The sequence below is a fragment of the Variovorax sp. 01N425 genome, from assembly GCF_056399465.1.
This window is the reverse complement of sequence record NZ_JBFTRJ010000007.1, coordinates 248,528-264,407: the sequence shown is the minus strand read 5'-3', so window position 1 is coordinate 264,407 and position 15,880 is coordinate 248,528. Positions and strand designations below refer to the sequence as shown.

Genomic DNA, 15,880 nt, shown 5'->3' with positions numbered 1-15,880 from the left:
CCGGCGGCGCGCCCCGTGAATCTTCTCGCGTCGATGCGCTACCTGGTCGCGCTCAGCGAGCACAAGCATTTCGGACGCGCGGCGCAGGCCTGCCACATCACTCAGCCGGCGCTGTCGAATGCGCTGCGCTCGCTCGAAAGCGAATTTGGCGTGGTCATCGTCAAGCGGGCGCGCGTCTACGTGGGCCTCACGCACGAAGGCGAGCGGGTGCTGGCCACGGCGCAGCGCATGCTGCGCGACAACGAGGTGCTGCAGCAGGAGCTGCGCAGCGAAGAGGGCCATCCGCGCGGGCGGCTGCGCATGGCGGCCGTGCCCACCGCCATTCCGATGCTGTCGCGCTTTGCCGCGATGCTGCACGAGCTGCATCCGGGCATCGTGCCGGCGGTGCTCTCGATGAGCTCGCAAGACCTGGAAACGGGGCTCGAAAGCCTCTCGGTCGACCTCGCGCTCGGCTACACCGAGCGCATGCATTTGCCGGGCATCAAGCTCACGGCATGGCCGCAGAGCGTGGAGCACTACTTCCTGCTGCGGCGCGCGGCCAAGCCCTCGGCCGACCGGCTGCGCATCGGCCAGCCGATGTCGTGGGCCGAGGCCGGCCAGCGGCCGCTGTGCCTGCTCACGCCCGACATGCACAACCGCTCCATCATCGACCAGGCGTTGCGCGACGCCGGCATTGCGCTGGAGCCGGCCATCGAAACCAACTCGGTACTTACCCTTGCATTGGCCGTGCTCGCGGGCACCGTGAGCAGCGTGCTGCCGGGGTCGATGGTCGCGGCCGTGCGCAGCTACCGCGAGCTGGAGGCCCTGCCGCTGGTCGCCCCCGAGGTCAAGACGCCACTGGGCTTCATGACCCAGACCGGCGTGCGCCCCTCCCGCGCGCTCGATGCCGCCCTGGTGTTCCTGCAGACGCCGGCATGGCGCGAGCAGGTGCGGCTGCACAGCGGCGCGCTCGGCGAATAGCCTTGGTGCGGCGCCGTCCCGGACGGACGGCCATTTAGTTATTGAATCGATCGATGTGCCGATCGAATTTGACGCGCCCAGGGCCGCCCCACACACTCGGTCAGCCCTCAAGCCTTGCTGGGGGGCATTCCCGAGACATCGAAAAAAGGCCCAGGCAGTGAACAACCACCCAGCCACGACCCGCGAGACAACAACAAAGGCAGCAGCCAGCACGCACACCATCGTGCCGCTCGCCACCGCCGACGAAATGCGCGAGCGCATCCGCCGCAAGAGCAAGCTCAAGGGCCGCCAGCCCGACGAAGCGGCGCTCGTCGAAGTGCGCACGCTGATCGGTGCGCGTCCGGCCGAGGGCCACCGGCGCGACCTGCTCATCGAGCACCTGCACAAGCTCAACGACGCCTTCCGCTGCCTGCACGACCGCCACCTGGTGGCACTGGCGCGGGAAATGAACATCCCGATGGCCGAGGTCTACGAGGTCGCGACCTTCTATCACCACTTCGAGGTGGTGCGCGGCGACGAGGCCGCGCCGGGCCTCACGGTTCGCGTGTGCGACGGCCTGGCCTGCGAACTGGCCGGTGCCAGGGATCTGCTGGCGCGGCTGCCCGAACTGCTCGGCGTCGAGGGCGGCGACGTGCGCGTGATTGCGGCGCCCTGCATCGGCCGCTGCGAGCAGGCGCCCGCGGTGGCTGTCGACCGGCAGGCCGTGCCGCTCGCGACCACGGCGAAGGTGCTGCAGGCGCTGAAGTCCGACCCTGAGGAAGCCACGGTCGCGTACTTCGACGCGGCCGCGTTCGCCGAGAAAAGCATCTCGCCGCTGCCCGGCGCCATCGAGCGCATGCCGGCCTTCACCGACTACGCCACCTACCGCGCGCATGGCGGCTACGCGCTCGCATCCGCGCTCGTCAACGGCGAGCAGGACGCCGAAGCCATCATCAAGACCATGGAAGACTCGGGCCTGCGCGGCCTGGGCGGCGCGGGCTTTCCGGCCGGGCGCAAGTGGCGCATCGTGCGCGACCAGCCGGCGCCCCGGCTCATGGCGGTCAACATCGACGAAGGCGAGCCCGGCACCTTCAAGGACCGCACCTACCTCGAACGCGATCCGCACCGCTTCCTCGAAGGCCTGGTGGTGGCGGCGCAGATCGTCGGCATCGAGCAGTGCTACATCTACCTGCGCGACGAATACCACGACTGCCGCGCGCTGCTCGAAACCGAGCTGGCGCGGCTGCAGGCCGATCCGCCCTGCGCGCTGCCGCGCATCGAGCTGCGGCGCGGCGCGGGCGCCTACATCTGCGGCGAAGAGTCGGCCATGATCGAAAGCATCGAGGGCAAGCGCGGCGAACCGCGCATGCGCCCGCCCTACATCGCGCAGGTGGGCCTGTTCGGCCGCCCGACGCTGGAGCACAACTTCGAAACCCTCTACTGGGTGCGCGACATCGTCGAAAAAGGCGCGGCCTGGTTCAGCGGCTTCGGCCGCCACGGCCGCAAGGGCCTGCGCAGCTTCAGCGTGAGCGGCCGCGTGAAGCACCCGGGCGTCAAGCTCGCGCCCGCGGGCATCACGGTGCAGGAGCTCATCGACGAATACTGCGGCGGCATGCTCGACGGCCACTCGCTCTACGCCTACCTGCCGGGCGGCGCATCGGGCGGCATCCTGCCGGCGCGCATGAACGACATTCCGCTCGACTTCGACACGCTGCAGCCCTACGGCTGCTTCATCGGCTCGGCCGCGGTGATGGTGCTGAGCCAGCACGACCGCGCGCGCGACGCCGCGCTCAACGTGATGCGCTTCTTCGAGCACGAGAGCTGCGGCCAGTGCACGCCCTGCCGCGTCGGCACCGCCAAGGCCGCGGCGCTGATGCATGCGCCGGTGTGGGACAACGCCACGCTCGAAGACCTCGCGCAGGTGATGGGCGACGCCTCCATCTGCGGGCTCGGCCAGGCGGCCCCCAACCCGATTCGCTGCATCCAGCAATATTTCCCGGAGGAGGTGGCATGAACGCCCCGTCGAAACTTGCGGAACTGATGCCGCAAACCATCGAATTCACGCTCGACGGCCAGGCCATCCAGGCCTTCGATGGCGAAACCATCTACAAGGCGGCCGAGCGCCACGGCGTCGAGATTCCCCACTTGTGCTTCAAGGACGGCTACCGCGCCGACGGCAACTGCCGCGCCTGCGTGGTCGAGGTGAAGGGCGAGCGCACGCTCGCGCCCAGCTGCTGCCGCAACGTGACGGCCGGCATGGAAGTGAAGGCCACCAGCGAGCGCGCGCTCAAGAGCCAGAAGATGGTGGTCGAGATGCTGCTGTCCGACATGCCCGACCAGGGCTACAAATGGATCGGCGATGACGCCACCCAGCAGCACGGCGAGCTCAGCGCCTGGGCGAAGAAGCTCGACATCGCGGTGCGGCCCGAACTCAAGGCGCTGCGGCGCGAGCAGCCCAAGGCCGACATCTCGCACCCCGCGATGGCCGTCAACCTCGATGCCTGCATCCAGTGCAACCGCTGCGTGCGCGCCTGCCGCGAAGAGCAGGTCAACGACGTCATCGGCTACGCGCTGCGCGGCGGCGACAGCAAGATCGTGTTCGACCTGGACGACCCGATGGGCGACAGCACCTGCGTGGCCTGCGGCGAATGCGTGCAGGCCTGCCCGACCGGCGCGCTGATGCCCAAGAGCCACATCGGCTCGCAAGCTGTCGACCGCAAGGTCGATTCGGTGTGCCCGTTCTGCGGCGTGGGCTGCCTCGTGACCTACAACGTCAAGGATGAGAAGATCGTCAGCGTCGACGGCCGCGACGGCCCGGCCAACCACAACCGCCTGTGCGTGAAGGGCCGCTTCGGCTTCGACTACGCGCACCACCCCCAGCGCCTGACCAAGCCGCTGATCCGCAAGGCCGGCATGCCGAAGGATTTCGGCGATGCACCGCGGCCGGACGACTGGAGCGAGTATTTCCGCGAAGCCACCTGGGAAGAGGCGCTCGCGCTCACCACCGGCAAGCTCTCGGGCCTGCGCGACAGCCACGGGCCCAAGTCGCTCGCGGGCTTCGGCTCGGCCAAGGGCAGCAACGAAGAGGCCTACCTGTTCCAGAAGCTCGTGCGCACGGGTTTCGGCAGCAACAACATCGACCACTGCACGCGGCTGTGCCACGCCTCCAGCGTGGCCGCGCTGCTCGAAGGCGTGGGCTCGGGCGCGGTGAGCAACCAGGTCAACGACGTGGAGCATGCAGGGCTGATCTTCGTCATCGGCTCCAACCCCACGGCCAACCACCCGGTGGCCGCCACCTGGATGAAGAACGCCGCCCAGCGCGGCGCCAAGATCGTGCTGGCCGACCCGCGCCGCACCGACATCAGCCGCCATGCCTGGCGCACGCTGCAGTTCAAGGCCGACACCGACGTGGCCATGCTCAACGCGCTGATCCATGCCGTGATCGACGAAGGCCTGGTCGACCAGGAGTTCGTGCGCACGCGCGCCAGCAACTACGAGGCGCTGCGCGAGAACGTCAAGGGCTACAGCCCCGAGGCGATGGCGCCGATCTGCGGCGTGCCGGCCGAAACGCTGCGCGAAGTGGCGCGCGCCTTTGCCACGGCCAAGGGCGCGATGATCCTCTGGGGCATGGGCGTGAGCCAGCACGTGCACGGCACCGACAACGCGCGCTGCCTCATTGCGCTGGCCACCGTCACCGGGCAGATCGGCAAGCCGGGCTCGGGCCTGCATCCGCTGCGCGGCCAGAACAACGTGCAGGGCGCGAGCGACGCGGGCCTGATCCCGATGATGTTCCCCAACTACCAGCGCGTCGACAACCCAGCGGTGCATGCGTGGTTCGAGGATTTCTGGGGCACGCCGCTCGATGCGACGCCGGGCTACACCGTGGTCGAGATCATGCACAAGGCGCTCGCGCCCGACACCGATCCGCACAAGGTGCGCGGCATGTACATCATGGGCGAGAACCCGGCCATGAGCGACCCCGACCTGAACCATGCGCGCCATGCGCTCGCGAGCCTGGAGCACCTGGTGGTGCAGGACATCTTCATGACCGAGACCGCGTGGCTCGCCGACGTCGTGCTGCCCGCAAGTGCCTGGCCCGAGAAGACCGGCACGGTGAGCAACACCGACCGCATGGTGCAGCTGGGCAAGCGCGCGCTCAACCCGCCGGGCGACGCGCGGCCCGATCTCTGGATCATCCAGCAGATCGCCAGCGGCATGGGCCTCGCGTGGAACTACGAGGGCGAGGAGTCCGGCGTGGCCGCGGTCTACGAGGAAATGCGCCAGGCCATGCATGCGGTGATCAGCGGCATCAGCTGGGAGCGGCTGCAGCGCGATTCGAGCGTGACCTACCCTTGCCTGAGCGAGGAAGATCCGGGCCAGCCCACGGTGTTCATCGACGACTTTCCCACGGCCGACGGCCGTGTGAAGCTGGTGCCGGCCGACATCATTCCGGCGGACGAGCGGCCCGATGCCGAGTACCCCTTCGTGCTCATCACCGGCCGCCAGCTCGAGCACTGGCACACTGGCAGCATGACGCGCCGCGCCACGGTGCTCGATGCGCTCGAGCCCATGGCCACGGCCTCGATGAACCAGGCCGACCTGCTGAAGCTGGGCCTCGAGGCCGGCGACGTGATCACGGTGCAGTCGCGCCGCGGCGAGGTGGCCATCCACGTGCGGCGCGACGACGGCACGCCCAGCGGCGCGGTGTTCGTTCCCTTCGCCTACTACGAGGCGGCGGCCAACCTGATGACCAATGCCGCGCTCGATCCCATGGGCAAGATCCCGGAGTTCAAGTACTGCGCGGTGCGCATTGCGCGCGGCGGCCAGCCGATGGCGGCGGCCGGCTACGGCACCGGCTCCGGCGTGCTCGCGGCGGTGGACTGAGGGCGGGGCGGCGAGGGCCCCGGGACCATGGTTTAACCTTGGCCCCAAGCTCCTCCCGCACCGTTCCTTCGCATCACCATCGGCATGAAAACCAGAGTCCAGTTCCGCCTGCGCATCTACAGGGACGACAGCATCGCCTTCGGCCCCGGCAAGGTCGCCGTGCTGGAGGCGGTGGCGGAAACCGGCTCGATCTCTGCCGCGGCGCGCCAGCTGGGCATGTCGTACCGGCGCGCCTGGATGCTGATCGATGAGATGAACAACGCCCTGAGCTCCCCGGCCGTGAACACCGCGGCCGGCGGCTCGCGCGGCGGCGGCACCGCGCTCACGCCCGTGGGCGAGGAAATCGTCAAGCACTACCGTGCCATCGAGAACGCCGCGCGCCTGGCCACGGCGGCCGACGTGCGCGCGCTGACGCGCCTGCTCGCACCCTGAGCTCTGTTCCCCGCGCTGTATCCGAAGGGATATCGGCGCCATCCTCCCGCACCCGCCACGCATGCCTCTTCAGGGGGAAGCGCCTGTTCGTGCAACAATTGCGTTGTATCTTCATGAATACGACGAACTCCCTCATCGCCTCGGCCGACTGGTTTCCGCTGGTGCTGTCGCTCAAGGTGGCCGCGGTCGCGACCCTGCTGGCGCTCGTGGCCGGCGTGGCGCTGGGCTGGGTGTTCGCGCGCAAGCGCTTTCCGGGCCGCACGGTGCTCGAGGCGGTGTTCATGCTGCCGCTGGTGCTGCCGCCCACGGTCATCGGCTACGCCATCCTGGTGGCGGCGGGGCGCCACAGCCCGCTCGGCAGCTGGCTGCGCGAGCATTTCGACTACAGCATCATCTTCAGCTGGCATGGCGCCGTCGTCGCCTCTGCCGTGGTGGCGCTGCCGCTGGTGCTGAAGTCGGCCAGCGCCGCCTTTGCGGGCGTCGACCGCTCGCTCGAAGCCGCCGCCAGCACGCTGCGCCAGTCGCCGTTCTCGGTGTTCCTGCGCGTGACGCTGCCGCTGGCCTGGCCCGGCATCCTGGCCGGCACGCTGCTCGCATTTGCGCGCGCCATGGGCGAATTCGGCGCCTCGCTGATGGTGGCGGGCTCCATTCCGCAGCAGACCCAGACCCTGTCGATGGCCATCTACGACGCGGTGCAGGCCGGGCATGACGAGCTCGCGCTGCTGCTGGTGGTGGTGACTTCGCTGTTGTCGGTCACCGTGCTGGTGCTGTCGAACCGCTTTTTCTCGCTGCGCTGAGCGCCTTACCCCCAATCTGGAAACCAACATGCGTGCGTTCCGCCTCCTGCTTCTTGTCCTGGCCATGGCGCTGCCGCTCGCTGCAGCGGCCCAGCAGATCACCGTGTCCGCGGCCGCCAGCCTGATGGACGCGTTCAAGGAACTCGGGCCGAAGTTCGAGGCCGCGAAGCCGGGCGCCACGCTGCGCTTCAATTTCGCGGCCTCGGGCGTGCTGCTGCAGCAGATCGGGCAGGGCGCGCCGGTCGACGTGTTCGCTAGCGCCGACCAGGAGACCATGGGCCGCGCCGCCGAACAGAAGCTCATCGATGCGGCCACGCGCTGCAACTTCGCAAGCAATGCCCTGGTGCTGATCGAGCCGGCCAGGGACGCGGCCGGCGTCCAGTCGCTGCAGGACCTGGCCGGCGCGGGCGTCCGGAAAATTGCCGTGGGCAAGACCGCCACCGTGCCGGTCGGCCGCTACACGCGGCAGGTGCTGGAAGGCGCGGGGCTCTGGAGCGTGCTGGAGCCGAAGTTCGTGCAGGCCGACAGCGTGCGCCAGGTGCTCGACTACGTGGCCCGCGGCGAGGTCGAGGCCGGTTTCGTCTACCGCACCGATGCGGCCGTGATGAGCGAGAAGGTCCGGGTCGCCTTCGCGCCAACCACCGTCACGCCGGTGAGCTACCCGGTCGCGGTGGTGGCCGACAGCCGCCAGAAGGCGCTGGCCGGCGATTTCGTGGCCTTTCTTTCCAGCGACCCGGCGCGCGAGGTGCTCGCGCGCCACGGCTTCGGCAAGCCATGATCGACGTCGACCTGAAGCTCACCGTCACCGATGGCGCCCGGCGCTTCGACCTGGCGGCGCGCTTCGCGACCGACGTGCCTTTTGCCGCGCTCTACGGCCCCTCGGGCGCGGGCAAGACGCTCACGCTGCAGGCCATCGCGGGGCTGCTGCATCCGTCCGCGGGCCATGTGCGGCTGGACGGCCGCACGCTCTACGACTCGGCCCGCGGCATCGACGTGCCGGCGCCGGCGCGGCGCATCGGCTACCTGTTCCAGAACTACGCGCTGTTCCCGCACCTGTCGGTGCGCGAGAACGTGGCGTTCGGCCTGACCGCCTGGCACCGGCGCCGGCTGCCCCCGCGCGAGGCCGAGCGGGTGCAGGCGCTGCTCGAAGGCTTCGGCCTGGCGGCGCTGGCCGACAGCCGGCCGCAGAAGCTCTCGGGCGGCCAGCAGCAGCGCGTGGCGCTGGCCCGCGCGCTGGCCTGCCAGCCGCAGGTGCTGCTGCTCGACGAGCCCTTTGCCGCGCTCAACCCCATGCTGCGCAGCGAACTGCGCCAGGAACTCGCGCAGGTGCGCCGCCAGTGGGGCATTCCGGTGCTGATGATCACGCACGACATCGAGGACGTGCTGGCGCTGGCCGACGTGGCCTTCGTCTACAGCGACGGCCAGGTGGTGCGCGAGATCGACCTGCACAACGCGCAAAGCCGCGATTTCGCGCTGCGCGAGGCGGGCGGCGTGCCGGCCGCCGAGGCTTCGCCGCTGCACCGCAAGCTGCGCGGCCTGCTGCTGCAGGACGCAACCGGCCGCGGATGACCCTCGGCGCGAAAGCGGCATGCGGCGGCGCTACGATCGCCGCATGAATCCTTCCATCGATGTTGCCGTCGTGATGCGCCGCGAGCGCGTCGAGAGCCGTTGGCAGTCCTGGCGCTGGATTCTCGAAAGCGTCGGCCCCGACCAGCCCGGCTTCGGCACCGAGCCGCGCCTGCTCGAGGCGAACGAGAGCGCGCAGCGCTGGCTGCACCCCGGCTTCAAGACCGAGCTGTTCCGCGACGACGTGGAGGGCTACCACCTGAATGCCACCACGCCCGCGCCCTGCTGGTTCGTGCTGTGGCGCATGGAGGAAGAGCCCACCATTGCCGACGAGCCGATCGCGCGGCCGGTGGTGGTGAGCCTGAGCTACAACGAGGCCGGCCGCTGGCTCGATGCGCAGGAAACGGTGGAGCAGGTGCCCGCGCCCGAAGAGGTGATCGAGTGGATGCGCGGCTTCGTGCAGGCGCACTACGTGATCGAGCCCAAGCGCCGCAAGCGGCCCGAGAGTTTCCGTCCGCTGGTCGACCGCTTCGGCAATGCGGCCAGCGTGTCGACCGAGAAGAAGCGCGGACGCGGAGCGGGCGATGTCTGAGAATTTCTTCGGCCGCTGGTCGCGGCGCAAGCAGGAGGCGCGCGAAGAGGTGTTGCCGCCTCCCGCCGCGCAAGAGGTGCAGGAGGCGGCCGCCGCGCGCATCGATGCGGCAGCACCCCTGCCCGCGGCGGCTGGCCCGGAAGCCGGCCCGTCCTCCGAAGCGCAAGCGGAAATCCCCCCGCCCTCGCTCGCCGACGCACAGGCGCTCACGCCCGAGTCCGACTTCCGGCCCTTCGTGGCCAGGAACGTCGCGCCCGAGGTCAAGAACACCGCTTTCAAAAAGCTCTTTGCCGACCCGCAGTTCAATGTGATGGACGGCATGGACACCTACATCGACGACTACTCCCGGTCGACGCCCATCCCCGACAGCGTGCTGCGCCAGATGGCCAGCGCCAAGTTCCTCAGGCTGTTCGAGCACGAGGAAGAAGCCGAGGTGCAACAGGCACCTGCAGTACCCGCGGAAACCCCGCAAGCCGCCGCGCCGCCGGACATGGCACAGTCCGAGCCTCCGGAGGAATTCCTCCCCAGCCAGCAGGTTGCAAACGTGCAGCCCGCAAGCCAGAAGACCGATGACCACAACGCTGATCTGCGACTGCAACCAGACGATGCCGCTCGAGCCGAAGACGCTCGGCGCGGCGCTGGCTGAGCCGCTGCCCCTTCATTCCACGCTGTGCCGCCGCGAGGCGCCGGCCTTCCAGCGCGCCATCCGCTCGGGCGACGAGGTGGTGGTGGCCTGCACGCAGGAGCGCCGGCTGTTCACCGAACTGGCCGAACAGACCGAGGGCGCAACTTCGCCGATTCGCTTCGTGAACATCCGCGAAACTGGCGGCTGGAGCCGCGACGCCAAGAGCGCCAGCCCCAAGATCGCCGCGCTGCTGGCCGTGGCCCATCTGCCCGAGCCCGATCCGGTCTCGACCGTGAGCTACGCAAGCCAGGGCCGGCTCCTGATCGTCGGCCCGCTCGACGCGGCCGAGAAGGCCGCGGCGCTGGTCGCCGATTCGCTGCAGGTCTCGATCTTCTCCACCGGCCCGGGCGCGGCCGGCGGCGCGCAGGAACGCCGCTGGCCCGTGATGGCCGGGCGCATCGCATCGCTCACGGGATGGCTCGGCGCCTTCTCGCTGAAGTGGACGCGCGACAACCCCATCGACCTGGACCTGTGCACGCGCTGCAATGCCTGCCTTGGCGCCTGCCCCGAGCAGGCGATCGGGCTCGACTACCAGATCGACCTGGCCAAGTGCACTTCGCACCGCGACTGCGAAAAAGCCTGCAGCGTGGCCGGTGCCATCCATTTCGGCCGGGCACCCGAGGCGCTCGATGCCGAGTTCGACCTGGTGCTCGACCTGGGCGCGAACGCGCTGATCGACTGGCATGCGCCGCCGCAAGGCTACTTCCACCTGGCGGGCGGGCTCGCGCATGCGGAGGGCCTTTCGACCGTGCTGCGCCTGCGCGAACTGGTGGGTGAATTCGAGAAGCCGAAGTTCTTCGACTACAAGCAGAAGCTCTGCGCCCACAGCCGCAACGAGGTGGTGGGCTGCAACGCCTGCGTCGAGGTCTGCTCGGCGCACGCCATCTCGAGCGACAAGGAGCGCCAGCGCATCGTCGTCAATCCGCAGCTGTGCGTGGGCTGCGGCGCCTGCACCACCGTGTGCCCGACCGGCGCGCTGGGCTACACCTACCCGCGCGCGCCCGACCAGGGCCGCAAGCTGCGCACGCTGCTGGCCACCTACCTTGGCGCCGGCGGCCGCGATGCCACGGTGCTGCTGCACAGCGAAGAGGGCGGGCAGGCGCTCATCGAACAGCTGGGCCGCGCGGCCCAGCTGGGCCGCGGCAAGCGCGACGGCCTCGCCGGCGTGCCCGCGCATGTGCTGCCGGTGGCGCTCATGCATGTCGCGAGCACCGGCATCGACCTGTGGCTCAGCGCCATCGCCTTCGGCGCCTCGCAGGTGGCCGTGCTCGCCATCGGCGAGGAGGCGCCGCAGTACCTCGATGCGCTGAGAAAGCAGATGGCCGTTGCGCAGGCGCTGCTCACGGGCCTGGGCTACACCGGCACGCATTTCCACCTGCTCGAGGCCGGCACGCCGGCCGCGCTCGATGCCGCCCTGGCCGGCCTGCGCGCCACGCGCCAGCGCGTGCCCGCCACCGCGGCGCGCTTTGCCGTGGGCGCCGAGAAGCGCGGCACGCTCGAGATGACGCTCGACCACCTGATGGAACAGGCGCCCGCGTTGTCGGCGCCGCCTGCCGATGCCGCCGCAGCGCTTGAAATTGCGCTGCCCGACGGTTCTCCCTTTGGCGCGGTCACGGTCAACAAGGACAGCTGCACGCTGTGCCTGGCCTGCGTGAGCGCCTGCCCTGCGAGCGCGCTGCAGGACAACCAGAATGCGCCGCAGCTGCGCTTCATCGAGAAGAACTGCGTGCAGTGCGGGCTGTGCGCAACCACCTGCCCCGAGAACGCGATCGCGCTGGTGCCGCGTCTCCTGGCCGCGCCCGAGCGCAAGCAGCCCGTGCTGCTCAACGAGGCCAAGCCCTGGGCCTGCATCCGCTGCAGCAAGCCCTTCGGCACGCAGAAGGCGATCGAGGCGATGCTCGGCAAGCTCGCGGGCCACGCCATGTTCCAGGGCGAGGCACTCGAGCGGCTCAAGATGTGCAGCGACTGCCGGGTGATCGACCTGTACAGCGCGCAGAACGAAATGAAGATCACGCAGCTATGAGCCAGTTTCCTCCGATGACCTCCGCCCTCGACGAGGAAATTGCGCGCGCCGAGGTCTACGGCCTGCTCGCGCGCCTCTGGTATGCGGCGCCCGATGCCGAGCTGCTCGGCGCCTTCGGTGTGGCGCCCACCGAGGCGCCCGCGGCCGGCGCCTTCCTCGAGGAGCCTTGGCGCCAGCTGGTCGGCGCGGCGCGCGGCGCCGATGCGGCCGCGGTGCATGCCGAGTACGACGCGCTCTTCGGCGGCATGGGCAAGCCCGAGATCTACCTCTTCGGCTCGCACTACCTGAGCGGCTTTCTCAACGACAAGCCGCTGGCGCTGCTGCGCACCGACCTGGCCCGCCTGGGCCTCGCGCGCGGCGACGCCGTCTCCGAAAGCGAAGACCATGTTGCCTGCCTGTTCGAGGTGATGCGCTACCTTATTGCCGGTGACGACGCGGCGGTGGCCAACCTCGCGCAGCAACAGGCTTTTTTCGCCACCCATCTGCAGCCGTGGCTGCCGACGCTCTGCGACGCAGTGGCCCAACATCCGAAGGCGCATTTCTATGCGTCGCTGGCCGGCTTCACCCGGGCCTTCGCCGAGGTCGAGGTCCAGGGCTTCGACATGCTCGGTTAACCTTTTTCAAAGGAAGAGCTTGATAGTCGGGAATAAGGGTCTCGACTAGTATCCAGATGTATGCAAATCAGTTCATATCTGGTTTTGCCCCCAGCCACTCCTGGAGATCACATGCAGGACAGCCAAGCGGTCGGCAACAAGCCGGCCTCGCGTCGAGGTTTCTTTCTAGGTGCCGCCGGCGCCGGTGCCGCGGTTGCCGCGGTTTCGGTGCTCCCCAAGGTCGCGCCGGCCCCCGCGGCCGTCGAGGCCGTTGCGCCCGCGACGAAGCCCGCGCCTGAAAAAGGCGGCGGCTATTCGCTGAGCGAACATGTCAAGCGCTACTACAAGACCGCTTCGGCCTGAAGCGGAACGCCCAAGATGTTGTTGACCAAGAAAACAGCCCCCGCGAACAGTGTCTCGCGGCAAGGGGAGCGCGAGTCGTCCTCCCCGTTCATCCACAGCCTGCGGCGCGGCCTTTCGGGCGCGCTGCCCACCATGGACCGGCGCGCCTTCCTGCGGCGCTCCGGGCTCGGCGTGGGCGTGGGCCTGGCCGCGGGCCAGCTCACGCTGATGCGCAAGGCCGAGGCGGCCGGCGAAGCACGGCCCACGGCGGTAGGCGCCGGCAAGGTAGAGATCAAGCGCACCGTGTGCTCCCACTGCTCGGTCGGCTGCGCCTCCGATGCGGTGGTCGAGAACGGCGTCTGGGTGCGCCAGGAGCCGGTGTTCGATTCGCCCATCAACCTGGGCGCGCATTGCGCCAAGGGCGCCGCGCTGCGCGAGCACGGCCACGGCGAATACCGGCTGCGCTATCCGATGAAGCTGGTCAACGGCAAGTACGAGCGCATCAGCTGGGACACCGCGCTCGACGAGATCACCGCCAAGCTCAAGGAACTGCGCCAGGCCAGCGGGCCCGATTCGGTCTACTGGATCGGCTCGTCCAAGCACAGCAACGAGCAGTCGTACCTGCTGCGCAAGTTCGTGAGCTTCTGGGGCAGCAACAACTGCGACCACCAGGCGCGCATCTGCCACTCGACCACCGTTGCCGGCGTTGCGAACACATGGGGCTACGGCGCCATGACCAATTCGTACAACGACATGCGCAACGCCAAGGTGGCGATGTACATCGGCTCCAACGCCGCGGAGGCGCATCCGGTCAGCATGCTGCACATGCTCCATGCCAAGGAGAACGGCTGTAAGATGATCGTGGTCGACCCGCGCTTCACGCGTACCGCGGCCAAGGCCGACGAGTACGTGCGCATCCGCTCGGGCTCCGACATCGCCTTCCTGTTCGGCATCCTGCACCACATCTTCAAGAACGGCTGGGAAGACAAGCAGTACATCAACGACCGCGTCTTCGGCATGGACAAGGTGCGCGAGGAAGTGCTGGCCAAGTGGACGCCCGACAAGGTCGAGGAGGCCTGCGGCGTGAAGGAGGCGCAGGTGCTCAAGGTGGCGACCTGGCTCAACGAGAACCGTCCCGGCACCGTCGTGTGGTGCATGGGCCAGACGCAGCACACCATCGGCAACGCGATCGTGCGGGCCTCGTGCATCCTGCAGCTGGCACTCGGCAACGTGGGCAAGTCGGGCGGCGGCACCAACATCTTCCGCGGCCACGACAACGTGCAGGGCGCCACCGACGTGGGCCCGAACCCCGATTCGCTGCCCGGCTACTACGGCATCGTCGAAGGCTCGTGGAAGCACTTCGCCGCCACCTGGGGCGTGGACTACGAATGGATCAAGGGCCGCTTCGCGTCGCCCGCGATGATGACCAAGCCCGGTATCACCGTGTCGCGCTGGATCGACGGCGTGCTCGAGAAGAACGAGCTGATCGACCAGGACTCGAACCTGCGCGGCGTGTTCTATTGGGGCCATGCGCCCAACTCGCAGACGCGCGGCCTCGAAATGAAGCGCGCCATGGACAAGCTCGACCTGCTGGTGGTGGTCGACCCCTATCCCTCGGCCACCGCCGCCATGGCGGCCATGCCCGGCAACCCCGACGACCTCAACAAGAACCGCGCCGTCTACCTGCTGCCCGCGTGCACGCAGTTCGAGACCAGCGGCTCCGTCACGGCGTCGAACCGTTCGATCCAGTGGCGCGAGAAGGTCATCGATCCGCTGTGGGAAAGCCGCAGCGACCACATGATCATGCAGCAGTTCGCCGACCGCCTGGGCTTTGGCAAGGAACTCAGCAAGAACTACAAGATGCAGAAGGTCAAGGGCATGGACGAGCCCCTGCCCGACGACATCCTGCGCGAGATCAACAAGACCTGCTGGGCCGTGGGCTACACCGGCCAGAGCCCCGAGCGGCTGCAGGCGCACATGCGCAACATGGGCGCCTTCGACGTGCGCACGCTCAAGGCCAAGGCCGGCGTGAAGGACAAGGCCAACGGCTATGACCTCACGGGCGACTACTTCGGCCTGCCGTGGCCCTGCTACGGCACGCCCGAGTTCAAGCACCCGGGCTCGCCCAACCTGTACGACACCTCCAAGCATGTGATGGAAGGCGGCGGCAACTTCCGCGCGAACTTCGGCGTGGAGCGCGACGGCAAGAACCTGCTGGCCGAGGACGGCTCGCATTCGCTGGGCGCCGACATCACCACCGGCTACCCCGAGCTCGACCACGTGCTGCTCAAGAAGCTGGGCTGGTGGGACGAACTCACCGAGGCCGAGAAGCCCAAGGCCGAAGGCAAGAACTGGAAGACCGACAGCTCGGGCGGCATGATCCGCGTGTTCATGAAGAACCACGGCTGCCATCCTTTCGGCAATGCCAAGGCGCGTGCAGTGGTCTGGAACTTCCCCGACGCGATCCCGCAGCACCGCGAGCCGCTGTACGGCAACCGGCCCGACCTCATGGCCAAGTACCCGACGCACGACGACAAGATGGCGTTCTGGCGCCTGCCCACGCTCTACAAGAGCGTGCAGCAGAAGAACATCGCCGACAAGGTGGCCGAGAAGTTCCCGTACGTGATGACCTCGGGCCGCCTGGTCGAATACGAGGGCGGCGGCGAGGAAACCCGCTCGAACCCCTGGCTCGCCGAGCTGCAGCAGGAGATGTTCATCGAGATCAACCCCAAGGTCGCGGCCGAGAAGGGCATCCGCAACGGCGAGCGCGCCTGGGTGCACACGCCCACGGGCGCCAAGCTCAACGTGCAGGCCCTGGTGACCGAGCGCGTGGGGCCCGACACGGTCTTCATGCCGTTCCACTTCTCGGGCCATTGGCAGGGCGCCGACATGCTCGGCTACTACCCCGCCGGCGCAGCCCCCGTGGTGCGCGGCGAGGCCATCAACACCGGCACGACCTACGGTTATGACAGCGTGACCATGATGCAAGAGACCAAGACCACGGTCTGCAACGTAGAAAAGGCATAA

Annotated in this window: 13 protein-coding genes; all 13 read left to right on the top strand. The window is 68.7% G+C overall.

Translation table 11 applies throughout. The features are described 5' to 3' along the window. Window positions 1–15 precede the first annotated feature (15 nt). The 13 genes from AC1DSC_RS14970 to AC1DSC_RS14910 all read left to right on the top strand — a co-directional run bounded on the left by AC1DSC_RS14970 (window position 16) and on the right by AC1DSC_RS14910 (window position 15,880). Window positions 16–960: a LysR substrate-binding domain-containing protein gene (locus AC1DSC_RS14970; RefSeq protein ID WP_319427358.1), complete on the top strand. Its 945-nt coding sequence runs from the start codon at window positions 16–18 to the stop codon at window positions 958–960. A 247-nt stretch (window positions 961–1,207) separates the two neighbouring features. Next, window positions 1,208–2,953: an NAD(P)H-dependent oxidoreductase subunit E gene (locus AC1DSC_RS14965; RefSeq protein WP_051128046.1), complete on the top strand. Its 1,746-nt coding sequence runs from the start codon at window positions 1,208–1,210 to the stop codon at window positions 2,951–2,953. After that, the gene (fdhF, locus tag AC1DSC_RS14960) at window positions 2,950–5,823 is read left to right on the top strand and encodes a formate dehydrogenase subunit alpha (RefSeq protein WP_369663393.1); all 2,874 of its coding nucleotides are present in this window, start codon (window positions 2,950–2,952) and stop codon (window positions 5,821–5,823) included. The genes AC1DSC_RS14965 and fdhF overlap by 4 nt, the downstream gene beginning before the upstream one ends. A gap of 84 nt (window positions 5,824–5,907) precedes the next feature. Further along, on the top strand, window positions 5,908–6,255 hold the full coding sequence (locus AC1DSC_RS14955) for a winged helix-turn-helix domain-containing protein (protein ID WP_018906443.1): 348 nt from the start codon (window positions 5,908–5,910) through the stop codon (window positions 6,253–6,255). Between the two features lie 113 nt (window positions 6,256–6,368). Continuing rightward, window positions 6,369–7,052 carry a molybdate ABC transporter permease subunit gene (gene modB / locus AC1DSC_RS14950; protein WP_015866845.1) on the top strand — a complete coding sequence of 228 codons (684 nt, stop codon included), beginning with the start codon at window positions 6,369–6,371 and terminating at the stop codon, window positions 7,050–7,052. A gap of 28 nt (window positions 7,053–7,080) precedes the next feature. Beyond that, window positions 7,081–7,830, top strand: coding sequence for a molybdate ABC transporter substrate-binding protein (gene modA, locus AC1DSC_RS14945; protein ID WP_369663392.1), 750 nt, complete (start codon window positions 7,081–7,083; stop codon window positions 7,828–7,830). Beyond that, complete coding sequence (locus AC1DSC_RS14940; RefSeq protein WP_015866843.1) at window positions 7,827–8,621, top strand: ABC transporter ATP-binding protein; 795 nt, start codon at window positions 7,827–7,829, stop codon at window positions 8,619–8,621. The genes modA and AC1DSC_RS14940 overlap by 4 nt, the downstream gene beginning before the upstream one ends. Window positions 8,622–8,640: 19 nt before the next feature. Next, window positions 8,641–9,210 carry a DUF3305 domain-containing protein gene (locus tag AC1DSC_RS14935; protein WP_369663391.1) on the top strand — a complete coding sequence of 190 codons (570 nt, stop codon included), beginning with the start codon at window positions 8,641–8,643 and terminating at the stop codon, window positions 9,208–9,210. Next, window positions 9,203–9,856, top strand: a complete 654-nt coding sequence (locus AC1DSC_RS14930) for a DUF3306 domain-containing protein (protein WP_369663390.1) — start codon at window positions 9,203–9,205, stop codon at window positions 9,854–9,856. Before AC1DSC_RS14935 ends, AC1DSC_RS14930 begins: the two co-directional genes overlap by 8 nt. Beyond that, window positions 9,780–11,918: a 4Fe-4S dicluster domain-containing protein gene (locus AC1DSC_RS14925; protein ID WP_369663389.1), complete on the top strand. Its 2,139-nt coding sequence runs from the start codon at window positions 9,780–9,782 to the stop codon at window positions 11,916–11,918. The genes AC1DSC_RS14930 and AC1DSC_RS14925 overlap by 77 nt, the downstream gene beginning before the upstream one ends. Then, complete coding sequence (locus AC1DSC_RS14920) at window positions 11,915–12,532, top strand: TorD/DmsD family molecular chaperone (RefSeq protein ID WP_369663388.1); 618 nt, start codon at window positions 11,915–11,917, stop codon at window positions 12,530–12,532. Before AC1DSC_RS14925 ends, AC1DSC_RS14920 begins: the two co-directional genes overlap by 4 nt. Window positions 12,533–12,643: 111 nt before the next feature. Then, window positions 12,644–12,874: a formate dehydrogenase gene (locus AC1DSC_RS14915; protein WP_369663387.1), complete on the top strand. Its 231-nt coding sequence runs from the start codon at window positions 12,644–12,646 to the stop codon at window positions 12,872–12,874. Between the two features lie 15 nt (window positions 12,875–12,889). After that, window positions 12,890–15,880, top strand: a complete 2,991-nt coding sequence (locus tag AC1DSC_RS14910; protein ID WP_015866838.1) for a formate dehydrogenase subunit alpha — start codon at window positions 12,890–12,892, stop codon at window positions 15,878–15,880.

Excerpts from the sequence above, each read along its gene's own strand:
- AC1DSC_RS14965 (WP_051128046.1), top strand. The coding sequence starts at position 1,208 with ATGCGCGAGCGCATCCGCCGCAAGAGCAAGCTCAAGGGCCGCCAGCCC.
- fdhF (WP_369663393.1), top strand. The coding sequence starts at position 2,950 with ATGAACGCCCCGTCGAAACTTGCGGAACTGATGCCGCAAACCATCGAA.
- AC1DSC_RS14955 (WP_018906443.1), top strand. The coding sequence starts at position 5,908 with ATGAAAACCAGAGTCCAGTTCCGCCTGCGCATCTACAGGGACGACAGC.
- modB (WP_015866845.1), top strand. The coding sequence starts at position 6,369 with ATGAATACGACGAACTCCCTCATCGCCTCGGCCGACTGGTTTCCGCTG.
- modA (WP_369663392.1), top strand. The coding sequence starts at position 7,081 with ATGCGTGCGTTCCGCCTCCTGCTTCTTGTCCTGGCCATGGCGCTGCCG.
- AC1DSC_RS14940 (WP_015866843.1), top strand. The coding sequence starts at position 7,827 with ATGATCGACGTCGACCTGAAGCTCACCGTCACCGATGGCGCCCGGCGC.
- AC1DSC_RS14935 (WP_369663391.1), top strand. The coding sequence starts at position 8,641 with ATGCGGCGGCGCTACGATCGCCGCATGAATCCTTCCATCGATGTTGCC.
- AC1DSC_RS14930 (WP_369663390.1), top strand. The coding sequence starts at position 9,203 with ATGTCTGAGAATTTCTTCGGCCGCTGGTCGCGGCGCAAGCAGGAGGCG.
- AC1DSC_RS14925 (WP_369663389.1), top strand. The coding sequence starts at position 9,780 with ATGACCACAACGCTGATCTGCGACTGCAACCAGACGATGCCGCTCGAG.
- AC1DSC_RS14920 (WP_369663388.1), top strand. The coding sequence starts at position 11,915 with ATGAGCCAGTTTCCTCCGATGACCTCCGCCCTCGACGAGGAAATTGCG.
- AC1DSC_RS14915 (WP_369663387.1), top strand. The coding sequence starts at position 12,644 with ATGCAGGACAGCCAAGCGGTCGGCAACAAGCCGGCCTCGCGTCGAGGT.
- AC1DSC_RS14910 (WP_015866838.1), top strand. The coding sequence starts at position 12,890 with ATGTTGTTGACCAAGAAAACAGCCCCCGCGAACAGTGTCTCGCGGCAA.